We start from the raw sequence: 19,276 nt of genomic DNA, 5'->3' as shown, positions 1-19,276 counted from the left end.
AATTTTTAAAGCATAATAAATTGTCCTACAAAGTAAAATTGATATTTGACGATTCACTATTTAAATTATTAAAATGACAGATAAAAAAGACGATTTTATTTTCGGGCTTCGTCCCGTAATTGAAGCTATTGAAGCAGGGAAAACTATTGACAAGATCTTTGTACAAAATGCATTGCAAGGTGATATTTATGCCGAACTGAAAACAATTTTAGCTAAAAATAAATTACGTCCTAACTACGTTCCGGTTGAAAAACTGAATCGTTTTACAAGAAAAAACCACCAGGGTGTTGTAGCTTTTATTTCGGATGTTCCGTTTCATAGAGTGGAAGATGTTGTTCCTCAATTATTTGAAGAAGGAAAAACTCCATTTTTATTGATATTGGACAGGTTAACTGATGTTAGAAATTTCGGAGCAATCTGCAGAACTGCAGAATGTGTAGGAATTGATGCTATTATTATTCCTGAAAAAGGAGGCGCACCTATCAATTCTGACGCTATAAAAACGTCTGCAGGAGCCCTTTATAATATTAAAATCTGTAAAGAACCAAATTTAGCTCACGTTGTAGATTATCTTCAACAAAGTGGAATTTCTGTATTTGCAGCAACCGAAAAAGCTCAAAAGCTGATCTATGATGTAAGTTTTACGGAGCCTTGTGCCATCGTAATGGGTAACGAAGAAACCGGAATTTCTAAAGAAGTTCTGCATCATGCAGACGAAAAAATAAAATTACCAATTGAAGGAAAAACACAATCATTAAACGTTTCTGTTGCCTGTGGAGCGATCTTATATGAAGCAACAAGACAGAAATTAATGAAAGTAAATTAATCGATAACACATTCAAAATTAATTCAAATGAAGAATATTGCAGCGCTTGCGCTAATATCATCTATAGCTTTAGTTTCTTGTAAAAAAGAAACAGCAACCGTAACAAAAGTAGATCCGAAAACAGGAAAAACAGTTACTGTTGAAGTTCCTGCTGATTCTGTAGCTAAAGTTGCAGAAAACCCTGCAATTAAGGACTCTGCAGGTGTTTACACTCAAACTTTTAAGCTTGAAAAAGGGAAAACATATCCCCTTACAACGTACCAAAGAGATGTAAAAACAATGACAGATCCTCAAGGAAAATCTATTAACGGAACAAGTGAATCTACTGACGAAATGACTTTCACCGTTAATGACATCAAAGGAAATGTTTATGATTTGACTCTTAACCTTATCGGAAAAAGAAATTCTCAGACTTCTGACGGAAAAACAATTGTAGTAGATACCAAACTTCCGATTCCAAAAGAGGATGATCTGAAAATGATCTGGAATATCAACAAAGCTCTTACAAGCAACAAACTGAACATGAAAATGGATACGAAAGGAAATGTACTTTCGATTACAGGTTTCGATGCGGTTTACACGAAAGTTTCGAATGCTGTAGGAACTCTTATTAAAGATAAAAACCAAAAAGAAAGCGTTGTTGCAAGTCTTAAACAAAGCTTTAACGAAAAGGTATTAAAAGATCAGTTCAACAAAAACCTAACAATTATCCCTAAAAAAGGAGCTAAAATTGGTGAAAAATGGACAAATTCTGAAAATGCAGACGCAAGCGGAGCCGTTAAAGTGACTTCAAACTATGTATTGAAAAGTGTAGGAAACGGTATTGCAGAAATTTCTGTAACAGGCGGAATTCCTAAGAAAACGGAGAAAAAAACTCAGGATAAGATCACGCATAGCTTAAGCAGCGAACTTGTCCAGAACGGAACCATCAAATTTGATCAAAGTACAGGATGGATCACCAACCAGAAAATTAATGTAGAGACTACTCAGATCGAAACAATTTCAGACGGAAAACAGTCTCAGTCTATGAAAAGTGTTTCTAAATCTTCTGTAATGGTAAATCCTTCTGCAAAATAAAATGAAGTAAGTTTTAGGATAGAGAGTTGGAGAACTTGAGTGCTTTTTGTAATTAAAATAAACCTCAACAAACCTTTAGCTTTAAACTTAGAATCTTAAATAAAAATATTATGAAGTTTATTCTTGAGTTAGTACTCACCGCTATTATTATTTTCTTTGTCTGGAATATTTTGAAAAGATTATTTTTTAAAACATTCTACAGTTATTTGTTTAAAAATATCAAACAAAATAATAATCAGCAGGATATCAAAAGTTCGAACAAGGATATAAGCCCAAAGATCCACTGGGATGCAGAAACCGTGGATTATGAAGAGGTAAAAGAAAATAAAGACAAAAGGTAAAATTTACCCAAGAAAATAAAAGATAATAACCGAAATGGCGAAAAATAAAAACTTAATTTATATTGCAGCTTCATTAGTCGTATTTATAGTTTTAGCATTTTTATATTCCACACCTGTGTTTACAGGAAAACAGCTTTTCCAGCATGATATTGTTCAGTACAGAGGAGGTGCAAAAGAACTTCTCGACTACAGAGCAAATACCGGAGATGAAACGTATTGGAGTGATTCCATGTTTGGTGGAATGCCAACTTATCAGATGGGAAGCCAGTTCAAAGGAGATATTATCAAAAAAATTGATAGCAACCTGAACTTTTTCCCAAGACCGGTTAATTATCTTTTCTTACTTTTTGCAGGATTTTTCCTTTTAGGAATGGTTGCAGTCAGAAACTGGAAATACGCTTTATTAGGAGCCACTTTCTTCGGACTTTCCACCTATTTCTATATTATTATTGCAGCGGGACACAATGGTAAAGTGAATACTATTGAATATTTCGCGCCCCTTTTAGCCGGAATATTACTCGTTTATATTAGGAAAAATTATATTTGGGGATTCATCGTCACAACCCTGTTTATGGGACTTCAGATAGCGGCGAACCACCCACAGATGACGTATTATCTTTTCATTGCACTCGGGTTTTTATTCTTATCCGAACTTATCCGAGCTATTCAAAAGAAAACACCAATGAAGCATTTCTTAATTTCTTCGGGAATTATTGCTGCAGCCTGCGTCATCGGAGTTGGAATGAATTCTCAAAGAATTATGGCCAATGCCGAATATGTAAAAGAAACCGTTCGTGGAAAACAGATCTTAGACAACGACACTCATACTTCAGGAAAATCCGGAATGGATAAAGAAAGTATGCTGATGTGGAGCTACGGAAGACTGGAAACTTTAAACCTGTTCATCCCAAGATTAATGGGTGGCGGAAGTCAGGAGCCTGAAGCTAAAGACATTATGAATAAAGTTCAGGAACTTGTTCAGGAAAATGTGCATTCACAAGCCGAATATGATAGAATTACTAAAGGCTTTGGAAGTGTAACCTATTGGGGCGACCAACCGGGAACTTCAGGACCGGCCTATCAGGGAGCAATTGTTTGTTTCTTAGCTTTATTAGGTTTCTTTTTCGCCTGGAAAAAATACCGTTACTGGATCTTAGGGGCTTCCATTCTGACCGTTTTATTGGCTTGGGGAAGTAACTTTATGCCTTTATCAGACTTTTTTATAGACTTCGTCCCTATTTACAATAAATTCAGAGCGCCCTCTTCTATTTTGGTTATCGTAGAACTTCTATTCCCTTTAATCGCGATTATCGGATTGTACAGATTCTTTACAGACGAAAAATTAACGGAAGAATACAAAAAGAAAATTCTTCTTTATGTTGGCGGCGGAACATTAGGATTTTTATTAATTCTATTGATTTTTGGAAAATCTTTATTAGGTTTCCATACAGAAAACGAAAAACTATATTTCCCGCCTTTCCTGTTGGATTATTTAGTGGATGAAAGATTCAAATTATTCAGAATTGATGCAATCAAAGCATTTATCTACGTTGCCATCGCAGCTGGAGCTTTATTTATGGTTTTAAAGAAAAAATTAAATCAAAATATAGCTTTGATCATCCTTGGAGTCGTGAGTTTATTTGATCTTTGGACAGTAAACAAACGTTATTTAAATGATGAAAACTATGTAGATAAAGTTTTTGCGGAAAATCCATTCCAGACAGAAAGTTCAGATCTTCTAGCTGAAAAAGTACAGGCAAATCCTAGTTTGGGATCAATTTTAGCGAATGTTCAGGTCAATAAAACATTGGAAACTATTGCTGAAAAAGATAAAACTCATTACAGGATTTTTAATAATCTTTTAGGAACATTCAGCGAGACCAATACGTCATATTTCAAATCTTCAATTGGAGGTTACCACGCCGTAAAATTGAGAAGGTATGATGATGTTATCAATGAATATTTTCAGGTAATGGATTCTGTAAAACTTCCTAACGTTCTTAATTTACTGAACGCCAAGTATTGGGTGGCAGGTGATCCGGAACATCCTCAGGCCATGCCAAATCCAAAAGCTAACGGCAATGCATGGTTTGTGAGCGACTTAAAATTTGTGAACAGTCCTAACCAAGAAATTAAGTCAATCGGAGTAATCGACAGTAAGAAAACAGCTGTTATTGCTTCTGCAGATAAAGAATATTTCAACAATAAACCTGTTCAGGCAGATCCGACGGCGTTTATTAATTTAACGAAATATCAACCAAATGAGTTAGAGTTCAGGTCAGAATCTAAAACTCCACAATTGGCGGTATTCTCTGAGATTTATTATCCTCACGGCTGGAAAATGTTCGTAGACGACAAAGAAGTTCCTTACATAAAAGCTGATTATTTACTTCGTGCAGTACATGTTCCTGCAGGAAAACATAACATCAGAATGATCTTCGAACCGGAAGTTATCGAAACAGGAAAATGGATTTCTTTACTTTGCTTCGGATTATTCATTATATTAAGTGGTTTCGGGATTTATTTCATTTACCGCAAAAGAGACAAAAGAAAAGTTGAGAATATTTAGGAATTCAAAAGTTTGAAAAAGGCTTTATTTTAATGATTACTCAAAAATATATTACAGACCTAACCTATAGAATTAATGGAGCTTGTATTGAGGTGCATAAGATTTTAGGTGCAGGTTTAGCAGAAATCGTAGACCATAAAGCATTAGAAAAAGAATTTAAATTAAGAAATATTGAATATAAATCTGAATTTCAAATACCCGTAATTTATAAGGACGAACTTTTGAACTGCGATTTTAAATGTGACTTTTTAATTGAAGATTTAATAGTTTTAGAAATAAAATCCGTATCCTCTATTTTAGATATCCATAAATCTCAGATTCTAAATTACATGAACTTATTAAAGGCTCCGAAAGGAATACTCGTAAATTTCAATGTGAAAAACGTATATCATTTTGGTCAAGAAACTTTTATAAATAAATATTTTGAGCAATATGACTAAAATGTTAACCGATATTTTGTCAACTATTGAATATCTACAAAGCAATAAAAATCTTTTGTCTCTTTTGCGGTTAAAATAAATATAAATGGATTCTCAAAAGAAAATATTAATCATCACCTATTACTGGCCACCTGCGGGAGGTCCCGGTGTTCAAAGATGGTTAAAATTTGCAAAATATTTACCTGAATTTGGCTGGAAACCAGTAATTTTCACACCCGAAAATCCGAGTTATCCTTTGTTGGATGAAAGTTTAATGAAAGATATTCCAGAGAATATTGAAATCATTAAAACTAAGATCTGGGAACCTTATCAACTGGCTGAAAAGCTTAATAAAAGTAATAAAAAGTTCAAAGCCGGACAGTTTGATGTCGGTAAAAACCAAAGCTGGAAATCTAAACTTTCGATTTGGGTAAGAGGAAATTTTTTCATTCCTGATGCCAGAGTTTTTTGGGTAAAACCTTCTGTAAAATTTTTACAACAATATTTAAAAGAAAATAAAATTGATGTTGTGGTCACTTCGGGACCACCTCATTCTTTGCATTTGATTGGTTTAAACCTTAAAAAGAAACTCCCAGATCTAAAATGGATTGCCGATTTTCGTGATCCGTGGACGGAAATTTCTTACTATCAACATTTAAAACTAACCAAAAGTTCCGATAAAAAACATCGACAATTAGAAAGTGCTGTTTTCAAAAATGCTGATATTACTTTAGCGACAAGTTATACCGATGCTGAAAATTTCCGCAAAAATGGAGCAAATGCGATTTGTATTACGAATGGTTTTGATGAAACAGATGCTACTCAAACTCTAAAATCCTCAAACTCTAAAACTCTCAAACAAAAATTTACATTAAGCTATATTGGAGTTTTAGAACAGCTTAGAAATCCTGAAAACCTTTGGAAAACCCTTGATGATTTAGTGAAAACTCACTCGGATTTTGCAGAAAATTTCTCATTGAAATTTGTGGGAAGAATTGATGATAAAATTTTAAATACAATTGAAAATTCTGGTTTAAAAAATCACATTTTAAATTTAGGATATATTTCTCACGATAAAGCGATCACAGAAATGCAAACTTCTGATGTACTTTTAATTACAAATTTCCCTAATGAATCTTCGAAAGGAATTATTCCGGGGAAAATATTTGAATATTTGGCAACAGGAAAACAGATTATTTCTTTTGGCCCGGATCAGGCAGATGTTTCAAAAATATTAAATGAAACTCACGCAGGAAAACATTTTAGTTATCAAGATTCCGAAACAATAAAAAGTTTTATATTAGAGAAATTTGAATTGTGGAAAAATGGAAACCTTCTTGAAAACAGCCAAAATATTGAACAGTTTTCAAGAAAGAATCTTACAAAAAAATTGGTTGAGATCTTAGATTAAATAGTCCATTGATCGTTAATCACTCCAACTAAATAATATTTTCCTTTGAAGTCTTCAAATACGAAGCGAAGTGTTTTCCAATCCATTTCACTATTTTTTTCAGTGCCTTTGATATAGTTTTCTGTGAAATTAAGTTTAGGATATATGTTTTCTAAATTGTTTAAAGAATTGCCTCCGCCTTGAAATTTATCCAAAGAAAACTGAGACGCAGTAAAGTCTTTTGAGAAAACCCATTTTCCTAAATAATCATTAACTGTTGCTCTATAAGGATCTCCCGAACCGTCATAAGAACCCCAAGTGAAAAGAGTTTTCGTTGGTTGATATTTTTCAAAATCAACTTTAGAAAATTGTTTATCATTTTTTGGATCAACAAAAGCGTACATTGAAAACCGAACCCCTTTTTCGGGATGGATAAATTCTGCAAATCTTTTGTAGTCTTTATCTTTCAGGGCTTTCATAAGCTCGTCATTAGCTTCTTTTATGATTTCTTCTCTAGTTATGGCAGGTTGATTAGGTTTTGAAGTTTGAACTGTCGTTTGGGCTGTAGAATTAATTTTATAACCATTAGGTTTTGGCTCTTTTTTACAGGCAACAAGACTTACAATGAATATTGATAGTAATAATTTTTTCATTTTTTAATATTAATCAATGAAAATAACCAAAAGTGATGCCGTTTTTTAATGCTTTTTAATTCAAAATTTACATTAGCAGCATTATATAATTTTACTTTTAATGAATTGAAAATCTTTCTCAGGAATTTCTAAAAAACCAAATCTAAAGGAAAATCCCCACCTCTTTTTATCAAAAATAAAATCTAATTCATCAATTAAAGGAATAATTGAAGTTTCTTTGCTATCATAAAAATCTATATTTCTACGAAACGGATTAAAACCGGCAGCCATAACTCCTTGATAAATCGCCTCATCTTTGACCTCGCCAATCGCGGTAAAACACTGGCATTTTTCATCCTTTTCAAAGTAGCGTTTTGGTGAATAAAAGATAATTCCGTCTCCTGTTCTTAATCTTTTTAGAGAAGTTGCTTTTCCATGATTGGCCTGCATAAATCCGCCTTCTACCCCTCTTTCGATATGATCTTTTGATGCAACAGCAATATAATATTTCATTGTTTGATATTCATGAATTCAATTAAAGGTAAGAAAGTTTTTCAATATCTTAGCATCATGGAAATTTTAGATATTCTCATTGTCGGAGCCGGTCCCATCGGACTTAATTGTGCCCTTGAAGCTAAAAAAAATAATCTGACTTATATAATTATAGAAAAAGGAACCATTGTGAATTCGTTATACAATTATCCTTTATATATGCGATTTTTCTCTACTGCCGAAAAATTAGAAATAGATGAAATACCATTCATATCAACAGCTCCAAAACCCGGTAGACAGGAAGCTTTAGAATATTATCAGAGAATTGCAAGACAGAAAAACATCAATATTAATCTGTACGAAAAAGTAATAAAAGTTTCTAAAAACGATGACATTTTTAAAGTTGAAACCTCTAAAGGAAAATATTTAGCAAAAAATGTAATTATCTCAACAGGATTCTATGACATTCCAAATCTGATGAATATTCCCGGAGAAAATCTGGAAAAAGTAAAACATTATTATACGGAACCTTACCCATATGCAAAACAGAAAATTGTGGTTGTGGGTTCTAGCAATTCATCCGTAGATGCAGCGTTGGAAACGTATAGAAAAGGAGCCGAAGTCACGATGATTATCCGTCATTCCGAAATCTCAAAAAATGTAAAATATTGGGTAAAACCTGATATTGAAAACAGAATAGCCGAAGGAAGTATTACCGCTCATTTTAATTCTGAAATTATTGAAATTAAAGAAGATTCAGTTATTTTTAAAGACGAAAACGGACAAATTCAGGAGATTGAAAATAATTTTGTGTTGGCAATGACGGGCTATCTTCCTGATTTTAAGTTTTTAAAAAATTCAGGAATTGATCTTCAGGGAGAATGTTTAAACCCTGTTTATCATGCTGAAACAATGGAAACAAATGTCAAAAATCTTTATTTGGCAGGCGTTGTTTGTGGCGGAAAAGACACCCATCTTTGGTTTATAGAAAACTCAAGAATTCATGCAGAAATGATTATAAAAAATATTCTCCAAAACAAATAACTGCCTTGGAGAATATGCTATTAATTAAATCTAATCCTGCAAATATTTATATTACCTCTTCCATTTCTCTATTATCTTTCAACATCCATGGAACAATAAAGTAAAAAGCGACTGCAATAAATGTCGCTAAAACTCCGGTTCCGATCCACAAAGCATTAAATCCAAACTTTTCAGCCAATAAAGTTCCTAAGTACGGAGTAATAATAAATGCTGCGGAAAAAGAAATCCCGTTCAGCCCCATATAAGCTCCTTTATTGTTTTTTCCGGAACGTTTTGCGGTGATTGTAGACATAAAAGGCAACGTCCAGATTTCTCCGATACAAAGTACTGTCATCGAGATGACCAACGTGATCATGCTATAATCAAAAGCCATCATTGCATAGGCAATCCCACAAATAAAAGTTCCGAAAAGCATGGTAAAAGCTAAATTAAAATACTTTTCAGCGATCTGTACAAATCCCATTTCGAGCAAAACGATCAGAAAACCGCTGTATCCTAAAATATAACCGATATTCTCCTGACTCAGCTTTGCAACATCTTTATAAAAGATTGTCAACGTGCTGAATAACTGGAAAAAACACATCGAAAACAGTAAACAAAAGAAACAGTAGATCAAGAATTTACCATCTTTATAAGGTGAATTTTCTTTTTTAACCTCAATCGCTTCTTTCACTTTTGTCATTCTTACTTTTGCTAATTTATTTCGTTTATAAAAGAAAGAAATGTACAATATTCCAGCTAATAAAGCTGCTAACGCATTGCTGTAAAATAAAAAATTGTAAGAAATAGCAGATAAAATTCCTCCCAAAGCAGGACCAATAGAGAATCCTAAATTGACCGCCATACGATTTAATGAAAATGCTCTCGTGATGTTTTCTGGTTTTGCATATTTTGTGATCGCTACCGAGTTGGCAGGACGAAATGTATCACTTACAATACTTTGCAGTAAAATGATTGCTGCCACTCCTATTTCTGTTTTAAAAACAGGAATTAAACAAAACAGAGGTACGCTTAATAACAAGCTCATATACTGAACTTTATACTCCCCGATTCTATCGGTTATAAATCCTCCCAACCAAGATCCTATTACAGATCCTATTCCGAAAAAACTCAGAACAATTCCTGTATTTTCAATGCTAAAATGTAAATGGCTCGTCATGTAAACTCCCAAAAACGGAAGTACCATCGAACCCGCACGATTGATGAGCATTACCAATGCGAGCATCCAACTTTCCTCAGAAAGTCCTTTGAATGAATTAGTATATATGTTGATTAATTTCACAATTTTTCTTTTTAATTGAATAGAATCTTATCCTATTCTTTGTTAGGTCGTCCCTTCGGGACTCTTAAATTTTAATATTCTTGAGATTGCTTCGTCACATCGCACCTCGCAATGACACAAAAAAACAGGACTTAAAAAATTAAGCCCTGTTTCATTTATAATGATATAAATAAATTTTTACTCCGGCTTATAAGAGTCTTTTAATGTTACAGTACGGTTGAATACCAACGTAGTATCCGTAGAATCCTGATCTTTCGTAAAATATCCAATTCTTTGGAACTGAAGCGGTTCTCCAACAGCAACATCCTTTAAACTAGGTTCAGCAAAACCTTTAATCGTAGAGACAGATTCTGGATTAATGAAATCCAAGAAGTCTATATCTTTCTCAGCATCAGGCTGTTCCACAGTGAATAAGTTATTGTAAATTCTTACATCTACAGGAAGTGCGTGTTTCGCAGACACCCAGTGTAACGTACCTTTTACTTTTCTTAAACTTTCTTCTGTCCCGCTTCCGGATTTAGATTTTTCATCATAGGAAGCGTAAATGGTTGTAATTTCTCCGTTTTCATCCTTCTCCACTCTTTCAGCTTTGATGATGTAAGCAGATTTTAAACGGACTTCTCCGCCTAATTTCAACCTGAAGAATTTATTGTTCGCTTCTTCTTTAAAGTCTTCACGCTCAATATATAATTCTCTTGAGAAAGGAACTTGCCTTGTTCCGGCATTTTCCTGCTCAGGATTGTTTTCAGTTTCTAACCATTCTTCATTTCCTTCAGGATAGTTTTCGATCACCAGTTTGACCGGATCTACCACTGCCATCACACGTTTAGCTACTTTATTCAGATCTTCACGGACACAGAAATCCAATAATTGAATCTCAATTAAATTTTCTCTTTTTGCAACCCCCACTTTATCAATAAAATTCCTGATGGAAGTAGGCGTAAAACCTTTTCTTCTCATTCCGGAAATCGTAGGCATCCTTGGATCATCCCATCCGGTCACTGCATTTTCAGCAACAAGCCTTTGCAGTTTTCTTTTAGAAGTGATCATATACGAAACATTCATCCTTGCAAATTCTCTTTGCTTTGGTGCTACTTTAGATTCGTCATAAACCTGCTCCAAATACCAATTGTAAAGCGGTCTGTGATTTTCAAACTCTAAAGAACATAATGAATGCGAAACCTGCTCTAAATAATCAGATTCACCATGAGCCCAGTCGTACATTGGATAAATCTTCCAATCTGTTCCTGTTCTGTGGTGAGGTCTTTTCAAAATTCTGTACATAACAGGGTCACGCATATTCATGTTAGGCGAAACCATGTCGATTTTTGCACGAAGAGACATTGAACCTTCTTCAAATTCACCATTTTTCATCCTTTCGAATAAATCTAAAGATTCTTCAACCGGACGATTTCTGAACGGAGATTCAACTCCCGGTTCTGTAGGATTTTTTCTTTGTTCAGTAATCGTTTGAGATGGCTGCTCATCAACATAAGCTTTTTTATCTTTAATCAACTGAACGGCCCAATCATAAAGCTGCTGGAAGTAGTCTGATGCATACAAAACTTTATCCCATTTGAAACCTAACCATTCAACATCTTTCATGATAGAATCTACGAATTCCTGCTCTTCTTTTTCAGGGTTCGTATCGTCGAAACGAAGGTTTACGGGAGCATTGTATTTTTCACCCAAACCGAAGTTGATGCAGATCGCTTTTGTGTGACCTACATGCAGATAACCGTTTGGCTCAGGTGGAAAACGGAAACGGATCTGATCATTTTTAAGACCGTTTGCCAAATCATCTTCTATAATTTGCTCAATAAAATTGAGTGATTTTTTTTCTTCTTCCATTAAAATTCGCTTTAAGATGTCGCTCTACACGACAATTTGCAAATTTAGGAAAATTTAGGCGTTTACGGAAATTATAATTTAAAACTATAATTATTAATAATTCAATATTTTTATTTAACTTAGAAATTAACTAAGAACCCGTTTCTCAAATAACAACAACATGGCTGTTTATATTCTAAGCAATCGAAAAATCGTTCGCCATAAAGGTGAAAAAACAGATTCATTTTCTAATGATGAATACTCTATTCCTAATTTCAGGATAGCAAAATGTGATTTTGACAACTATAAAGAACCAACTGCCGCAGTTAAAAAGAAAAAGGATTATACCAATCGAAATATTCTCAACTACCAACTCTTTTCCGAGCCTGAAAAACAAGGTTACCAAGATGTTTTGGATGTTTTACTCAATGAAAAAGATCTCAAAAAATCAACTTTAACAGCTGATAACCTTGGCGGAACCCAAAGAATGTTTTATGAATTGTATAAAAACATGTCTTCTACAAAGGATAGAAGCGATGTTTTGATATTTATTCATGGGTATGCTTATGATTTTGATGATGAGTTAAAAGCAGTTATTGATCTTAAAAAATTATTTATTGATAATCCGGCATCGCCAGTTGAGCATATATTATTTGTGAGTTGGCCGGCTTCGAGCAGTATTGTGCCGTTGACTTATTTTGATGATAAGGCTTCCAGCATCAACTCCGGAGCCTCTTTGATGAGATTATTTTACTTTTATACGCAGTTTTTAAAGGATATTTTTTCGAACCGTGATCTTGTTCCCTGCAATCAGAGAATTCATTTGATGGCTCATTCCATGGGAAATCGGGTGCTTCAAAGTATGTTGTACAGTTTGAAAAAAGAAAATATTTTAAGAGTTATCGATCAGGTTTTATTATTGAATTCTGATGTTACTTATAAAGTTTTTGAGGATTCGGAAGATTCATTTAATAAACTTCCCTTGCTGGCAAATCGAATTTCCATTTATTTAAACAGAAAAGATACCATTCTTGGAATTTCTCAGTTCACAAAGAATATTTTGACACCGAGATTAGGCAAAAACGGGCCGAGTGACATTCAAAAATTCAAAGATATTGTTTCCATCATCGATTGTACTTTTGTAGAAGATGATGCATTGGGTGGATTGAAATATGATATCGGAAATCATTGGGGATACCTTTCCAGTTCGCAAGTTCAAAATGATATTTTTCAAAACTTGTATGGTGTGGATAGGAATCTTATCGCACATAGGTTAAAAAATAATGAAAATACATTCACAATTACTTCACAATAATATTTTTAAATTAAGTATATGACAAAATCAAATATGAGCACCTAAAGCAATTGCTTGTGTTGGCATAGAGATTGCAAAATCATTAAACAGAGAAATACTAAATTTTTTATCATGAAAAAAGTTAAAAGCAAGTTTTCTTATTTATTGCAATATATTAAGAAAGCAATTTTCGTAAAAGACGTGATTTAATCATCTGATTATCAACCCAAAATACAACATTTATTCGACCCTAAAATTACTATTTAAAAAACAGCTTTTCCCCTTTCAAATCTAACTTACTTTCAAAGTTATTTGTAAATAAGCCTCCTGTCCCTAGACCTTGAGGCATTTTGCTATTTTTCGTAAACGTATATTGAGCAATCGCATTCAAACCAATATTACTTTCCAAGGCAGACGTGATCCACCAACCGATATTAAGTTCTTCGGCAAGAGAAATCCATTCACCAGAACCGGAAACACCTCCTACCAAAGATGGTTTTAAAATGATATATTGAGGTTTTATAGCTTCTAAAAGCTTTTTCTTTTCATTAAAATCAGTAATTCCAATTAATTCTTCATCTAATGCTATTGGAGTTGGAGTTTCAGCACATAATTCTGCCATATCAGCCCAATTTCCGGCTTTTATTGGTTGCTCAATTGAATGAATATCCAAATCTGCCAATTGCTGTAAAACAACCTTTGCTTCTTCTTTGTTGAAGCCACCGTTTGCATCAACACGCAATTCCAATTTCTGTTTTGAGAATTTTTCTCTTAGTTTTTGAAGAACTTCATGTTCAGATTTCCAATCGACACCAATTTTTAATTTAATACAGTGAAAGCCTTTTTCAAGTTTATCCTGAATCTGTTCTTCCATATAATGAATGTCTCCCATCCAGATCAGACCATTGATAATGATTGGAGATTTACTTTCTGTAAATTCACTTGGAAAATAGAGATTTTCCCCATGCTTTAGGTTCAAAACAGCTTGTTCATATCCAAACCAAATGGATGGAAACTCTTTTAATTCTTCTTTTAAAAATTCAGAATCCTTTTGAATATTTTCACAAAGCCATTGCAGTTTTTCTTCATAATCCGGCCTATCATCAAAACTTAATCCTCTGAAAATAGCACATTCTCCTACGCCTTTCATTTCATTTTCTGAAATTTCAAGAATAAAGGTTTCCTTTTCATACAAAACGCCGCGAGATGTTCCACTCGGGCGCTTGAATTCTAATAAATATTTAAAATATTCTGCTTTCATTTATTTTACACTGTCAATTCGCATAAATTCCTCTGCTTTTTCAACCATATTGACACTTCCGCAGAAAAATGGAATTCTTTGATGTAATTCTGTTGGTTCAACTTCCAAAATTCTTCTGAAACCGTCTGTCGCCTTTCCACCAGCTTGTTCAGCCAGGAAAGCCATTGGATTACATTCATAAAGCAATCTCAATTTACCATTCGGAGCCTGTGAATAAGATGGATAAATATAAATTCCACCTTTCAACATATTTCTATGAAAATCAGCAACTAACGAACCAATATACCTTGAAGTATATGGCCTGTCACCTTCTTCCATTTGACAATATTTAAGATAATTTTTAACACCCTGAGGGAATTTAATATAATTTCCTTCGTTGATAGAGTAAATTTTTCCTGTTTCCGGAAACTTCATATTCGGGTGAGAAAGGTAATAGGTACCCAATGAAGGATCTAGTGTAAATCCGTTCACGCCATTTCCAGTTGTGTACACGATCATCGTTGAAGAACCGTAAATAACGTACCCCGCTGCAATCTGATTAATTCCTTTTTGTAAAAAATCTTCAAGCTGAACCGGAGTTCCTGGCTCTGTTACTCTTCTGTAAATTGAAAAAATAGTTCCTACAGAAACATTGACGTCAATATTTGAAGAACCGTCCAAAGGATCGATCAATACAACATATTTGCTTAAATGACCGTTTTCTCCACATTTAATGTCAATAAAATCATCATTTTCCTCGGAAGCAATACCACAAACTACCTCTCTTTGAGATAATGCCGTAATAAAAATGTCATTAGCGATCACATCAAGTTTCTGCTGCTCTTCTCCCTGAATATTTTCATTTCCCGCTTTTCCAATGATATCTGCAATTCCCGCCTTATTTACTTCTCTGTTTACTACTTTTGAAGCTAGTCTTATTGCGCTTAAAAGACGTGAAAATTCTCCTGTAGAATATTGGAAATCGTCCTGCTTATCAATGAGAAATTCTCCTAAAGTCTGTAATGGTTGATCTGACATATTTTTCTTTTTACGTTTTGCTCAAATTTCGTAAAATTTACAACATTATAAAGAATTTTCTTTTAAAACACATTAAGTACTGTATATCAAAACCATACACTACAAATAACTACTCTTATCATAAATTGTAACATGAAAACGGATCACCAATTTAGCCAGCTAAGGAATGAAAAATTCAATAAATTGGGTTAATTTTTAATTTTAATAAAATCTTAAGTAGGTCTACTCGCCCGCCTCTTTCATATCTCGTTGTAAATTTATAATTTTGACCTCCGTAAAAAACTCAATTAAATTTTATCTAACAATTTTATTTTTAACAATTTAATGAAAATTTTCAAGTTTGGTGGAGCATCGGTGAAAGATGCTGAAAGTGTAAAAAATGTATCCATGGTATTAGAAAGCCAGGGATTTGCCAAATGTCTGCTGGTAATTTCAGCGATGGGCAAAACAACCAATGAATTGGAAAAAGTTGTAGAACTTTATTTCAAGAAGGACAACTATCAAACTGAGATTGAAAAGATAAAACGAAAACACATTGAAATTGCGGAAGGCTTATTTCCTGAAAATCATGCTGTTTTTGCAGAAATCAATTTGTTTTTTGATGATATCGATTCTTTTTTACGAAGAAACAAATCACCTAATTACAATTTCGTGTACGATCAGGTTGTAAGCTGTGGAGAAATGATCTCTACGAAAATCGTAAGTGAATATTTAAATGAAATACAGTTTACCAATCAATGGTTAGACGCCAGAGATTATATAAAAACCGACAATTCTTACAGAGACGGAAATGTAGACTGGAAAAGAACTGAAGAATTTATGTCAACCTTAAATCCTGAAATCTGCTATGTAACGCAGGGGTTTATTGGATCTGATGATAATAATTTTACAGTAACTTTAGGAAGAGAGGGTTCAGATTATTCTGCTGCGATTTTTGCATATTGTTTAAATGCAGATGCAATGACGATCTGGAAAGACGTTCCGGGAGTTATGACGGGAGACCCAAGAAAATTCAAGGATGTTACACTTCTTTCTAATATATCATATGAAGAGGCGATCGAGATGGCGTATTACGGAGCAAGTATCATCCACCCGAAAACATTACAGCCCTTACAGCAAAAAGACATTCCTTTTTATGTTAAATCTTTCGTAGACCCTACAAAAGAAGGAACAAAAGTAGGCGCTTCAGACAAAAACGAATTTCAGGAATCTTATATTTTAAAAGAACATCAAACTTTGTTAAAAATCTCTACCAGAGACTTCTCTTTTGTAGCAGAAGATCACATGAGTTTGGTTTTTAGCTTCTTAGCAAAATATAAAATTAAAGTTTCTTTGATGCAGAATTCTGCAATTTCACTAGCTTTATGTCTGGAAGATAAATTTAACAAAATAGACGAGCTTAATGAAGAACTTCAGAAAATATTTAAAACTGAAGTGGTTAAAAATGTATCTTTATTTACCGTGAGAAATGCGAAGATGGAGAACATTGATAAATTTTACCAAGAAAAAAGTGTATTATTGGAACAGATTTCAAAGAATACGCTTCAAATGGTAACACAATAAAACTAATTGCGACTAAACACACATGAGTTTAATATCGAAAAACGATTTAATTCAAGCTTCCGGCTTAAGTAAAATAGGATTTTTAAAGAATCCAATAGCATCTGCTGTGATGAGCATTGCTAAAATAAATGAAGTAAATAGACTATACGATATACTAAAAGATAAGGAAGGTAAAGACTTTTTCGACTCATTCGTGAGAGAGAGAAACTTAAGCTATGTCGCTTTTGAAGAAGATCTCGCTAAGATCCCAAAAACGGGACCGTTTATTCTGGTTTCCAACCATCCGCTTGGCGCGATCGACGGGATTTTAATGTGTAAGATCTTATCAGAAGTACGTCCGGATTTCAAGGTAATGGGAAATTTCCTTTTGGAAAAAATAAAACCTATGGAACCGTACGTAATTTCTGTAAACCCTTTTGAAAACAGAAAAGGAGCTTACAGCAGCTCTTCCGGAATGCGCGAAACTTTAAAGCATTTGCAAAACGGAGGCTGTGTAGGTATTTTTCCTGCAGGAGAAGTTTCAAATAAAAACAATCCTTACGGAGAAATTTTAGATAAAGAATGGGAAAAACCGGCGCTAAAGCTTATTAAAATGGCAAAAGTGCCGGTGGTTCCTATGTATTTCCATGCAAAGAACAGCCGTCTTTTTTATCAGGTGGCCAAAATCCACCCGAATTTACAGACATTGATGCTTCCCGCAGAAATGATGAACGACAGAGAAAAGCCAATCCGTATCAGAATTGGAAAACCCATCGGTGTAAAGGCTATGGACGAAATGGAAACCATGGAAGAATTGGGAGAATTCCTCAAGCGTAAGGTTTATATGATGAAATCTTACTACGAAAAGCGAAAATCTCTTGCTCAGGTTATTAATCTTCAAAATCTGTATGTAAAATTTCCTTTACTTAGAGAAGAAAATATTGTACAGAATATCATTGATGAAACTCCAAAAGAAGACATTATTAATGACATCAGCAAGCTAAAAGGCACTGATAAAATGCTTTTCAGCAATGGTAATTACGAGATCTATTTTACGGCTTACGAAGAAATTCCTTCTGTAATGAGAGAAATCGGACGCCAAAGAGAGCTTACATTCCGTGCTGTAGGAGAAGGAAGTAACCTGCCTTTTGACCTTGATGAATATGATAAACACTATCATCATCTTTTTCTTTGGGATAATGCTGAGGAAAAATTGGTTGGTGCCTACAGAATGGCTTTAGGTAAGGAAGTGATGAAAAAATCCGGAATTAAAGGATTTTACACCAGCTCTTTGTTTGAGTTTGAACAAGACATCCATCCTTTCTTTAAAAAGGTGATTGAAATGGGGAGAGCTTATATCTGTCAGGAATACCAGCAGAAACCACTTCCGCTTTTCCTTTTATGGAGAGGGATCGTGCATGTTTGTTTAAGAAATCCTGATCATAAATTTTTGATGGGAGGTGTGAGTATTTCCAATAAATTCTCTGAATTTTCAAAATCATTAATGATCGAATTCATGCGTTCAAATTACTACGATTCCGCTGTAGCTCAATACATTACACCAAGAAACGAGTATAAAGTAAAGCTTCGCGAAAGGGATAAAAACTTATTCTTCGAAGAAATGGAATCTGATTTAAATAAATTAGATAAAATCATTGATGACCTTGAACCGGAATTAAGATTACCTGTTTTAATTAAAAAATATATCAAGCAAAACGCAAAAGTTATTGCATTTAATGTAGATCCAAACTTCAATGATGCCATTGACGGATTAATGTACATCAGAATAAGTGACCTTCCGGAAAGCACGATAAAGCCTGTATTAGAGGAAATGAGTGAGCAAATAAGAAAGGAACAGGAAAATAATTCTCCTGAGAATCAGTAAGTTTTTATTTTTATTAGAAAAAAGTACGGTTAATACTTGCTTCATATATGAAAACTTACTACTTTTGCATCACTTTAAAACAACGAAGTAAGTCAAACAAAAATATACGGTTTCTTAGCTCAGTTGGTAGAGCAATGGATTGAAAATCCATGTGTCCCTGGTTCGATTCCTGGAGAAACCACAAACCGCCTTGCGAAAGGCGGTTTTTTATTCCAAAGCAAAAAAAGATTTGCACGGTATAAGAAAAAATATTATTTTTGCACCCACTTTGAACAACGAAGTAACAAACCAAAACATACGGTTTCTTAGCTCAGTTGGTAGAGCAATGGATTGAAAATCCATGTGTCCCTGGTTCGATTCCTGGAGAAACCACAA

General features: G+C 33.8%; 16 protein-coding genes and 2 tRNA genes. 12 read left to right on the top strand and 6 right to left on the bottom strand.

All coding sequences use genetic code 11. The features are described 5' to 3' along the window. The first annotated feature begins 73 nt into the window (after positions 1–73). The 6 genes from rlmB (at position 74) to BT156_RS10260 (ending at position 6,643) form a co-directional block, all read left to right on the top strand. Positions 74–826 carry a 23S rRNA (guanosine(2251)-2'-O)-methyltransferase RlmB gene (rlmB, locus tag BT156_RS10285; RefSeq protein WP_072409810.1) on the top strand — a complete coding sequence of 251 codons (753 nt, stop codon included), beginning with the start codon at positions 74–76 and terminating at the stop codon, positions 824–826. A gap of 27 nt (positions 827–853) precedes the next feature. Beyond that, positions 854–1,903 (top strand): DUF6263 family protein, encoded by a 1,050-nt coding sequence (locus BT156_RS10280; protein WP_072409809.1) that lies wholly within the window; start codon positions 854–856, stop codon positions 1,901–1,903. Positions 1,904–2,013: 110 nt separating this feature from the next. Next, positions 2,014–2,244, top strand: a complete 231-nt coding sequence (locus BT156_RS10275) for a hypothetical protein (protein WP_072409808.1) — start codon at positions 2,014–2,016, stop codon at positions 2,242–2,244. Positions 2,245–2,278: 34 nt separating this feature from the next. Then, positions 2,279–4,813, top strand: a complete 2,535-nt coding sequence (locus tag BT156_RS10270) for a YfhO family protein (protein WP_072409807.1) — start codon at positions 2,279–2,281, stop codon at positions 4,811–4,813. Positions 4,814–4,845: 32 nt separating this feature from the next. Continuing rightward, entirely contained in the window at positions 4,846–5,253 is a 408-nt protein-coding gene (locus BT156_RS10265; protein WP_072409805.1) for a GxxExxY protein, read from the top strand. Between the two features lie 85 nt (positions 5,254–5,338). Beyond that, complete coding sequence (locus tag BT156_RS10260; protein WP_072409803.1) at positions 5,339–6,643, top strand: glycosyltransferase family protein; 1,305 nt, start codon at positions 5,339–5,341, stop codon at positions 6,641–6,643. Here BT156_RS10260 and BT156_RS10255 read toward each other — a convergent pair. Both BT156_RS10255 and BT156_RS10250 read right to left on the bottom strand, forming a co-directional pair. Continuing rightward, on the bottom strand, positions 6,640–7,275 hold the full coding sequence (locus BT156_RS10255; protein WP_072409801.1) for a hypothetical protein: 636 nt from the start codon (positions 7,273–7,275) through the stop codon (positions 6,640–6,642). The two genes, BT156_RS10260 and BT156_RS10255, sit on opposite strands and share 4 nt — an antisense overlap. Before the next feature lie 81 nt (positions 7,276–7,356). Then, positions 7,357–7,767 (bottom strand): EVE domain-containing protein, encoded by a 411-nt coding sequence (locus tag BT156_RS10250; protein ID WP_072409799.1) that lies wholly within the window; start codon positions 7,765–7,767, stop codon positions 7,357–7,359. A gap of 57 nt (positions 7,768–7,824) precedes the next feature. On the opposite strand from BT156_RS10250, the gene BT156_RS10245 reads away from it, so the two are divergent. After that, complete coding sequence (locus BT156_RS10245; RefSeq protein ID WP_072409797.1) at positions 7,825–8,790, top strand: YpdA family putative bacillithiol disulfide reductase; 966 nt, start codon at positions 7,825–7,827, stop codon at positions 8,788–8,790. 46 nt (positions 8,791–8,836) lie between these two features. Here BT156_RS10245 and BT156_RS10240 read toward each other — a convergent pair whose 3' ends face one another. Then, positions 8,837–10,015: an MFS transporter gene (locus BT156_RS10240; RefSeq protein WP_072410095.1), complete on the bottom strand. Its 1,179-nt coding sequence runs from the start codon at positions 10,013–10,015 to the stop codon at positions 8,837–8,839. A gap of 234 nt (positions 10,016–10,249) precedes the next feature. After that, the gene (locus BT156_RS10235; protein ID WP_072409795.1) at positions 10,250–11,923 is read right to left on the bottom strand and encodes a glutamine--tRNA ligase/YqeY domain fusion protein; all 1,674 of its coding nucleotides are present in this window, start codon (positions 11,921–11,923) and stop codon (positions 10,250–10,252) included. A 160-nt stretch (positions 11,924–12,083) separates the two neighbouring features. Between BT156_RS10235 and BT156_RS10230 the strand changes: the two genes are divergently transcribed. After that, complete coding sequence (locus tag BT156_RS10230) at positions 12,084–13,217, top strand: alpha/beta hydrolase (RefSeq protein WP_072409794.1); 1,134 nt, start codon at positions 12,084–12,086, stop codon at positions 13,215–13,217. 238 nt (positions 13,218–13,455) lie between these two features. On the opposite strand, the gene BT156_RS10225 is transcribed toward BT156_RS10230, so the two are convergent. Both BT156_RS10225 and fbp read right to left on the bottom strand, forming a co-directional pair. Then, entirely contained in the window at positions 13,456–14,457 is a 1,002-nt protein-coding gene (locus BT156_RS10225) for an o-succinylbenzoate synthase (protein ID WP_072409792.1), read from the bottom strand. Further along, positions 14,458–15,474, bottom strand: a complete 1,017-nt coding sequence (fbp, locus tag BT156_RS10220; protein WP_072409790.1) for a class 1 fructose-bisphosphatase — start codon at positions 15,472–15,474, stop codon at positions 14,458–14,460. 324 nt (positions 15,475–15,798) lie between these two features. Here fbp and BT156_RS10215 point away from each other — a divergent pair, with 324 nt between their 5' ends. The 4 genes from BT156_RS10215 to BT156_RS10200 all read left to right on the top strand — a co-directional run bounded on the left by BT156_RS10215 (position 15,799) and on the right by BT156_RS10200 (position 19,273). Next, entirely contained in the window at positions 15,799–17,037 is a 1,239-nt protein-coding gene (locus tag BT156_RS10215) for an aspartate kinase (RefSeq protein WP_072409788.1), read from the top strand. 22 nt (positions 17,038–17,059) lie between these two features. After that, on the top strand, positions 17,060–18,901 hold the full coding sequence (locus BT156_RS10210; protein WP_072409786.1) for a lysophospholipid acyltransferase family protein: 1,842 nt from the start codon (positions 17,060–17,062) through the stop codon (positions 18,899–18,901). A gap of 108 nt (positions 18,902–19,009) precedes the next feature. Continuing rightward, a tRNA-Phe gene (locus BT156_RS10205) sits at positions 19,010–19,082 on the top strand. Positions 19,083–19,200: 118 nt separating this feature from the next. Further along, positions 19,201–19,273: transfer RNA gene (locus BT156_RS10200), tRNA-Phe, on the top strand. Positions 19,274–19,276: the final 3 nt, after the last annotated feature.

It is taken from the genome of Chryseobacterium limigenitum (genome assembly GCF_900114875.1).
In the GTDB taxonomy this organism is placed as follows: Bacteria; Bacteroidota; Bacteroidia; order Flavobacteriales; family Weeksellaceae; genus Chryseobacterium; species Chryseobacterium limigenitum.
The sequence above is the reverse complement of the archived record's forward strand: the minus strand, read 5'-3'. Positions and strand labels throughout refer to the sequence as shown.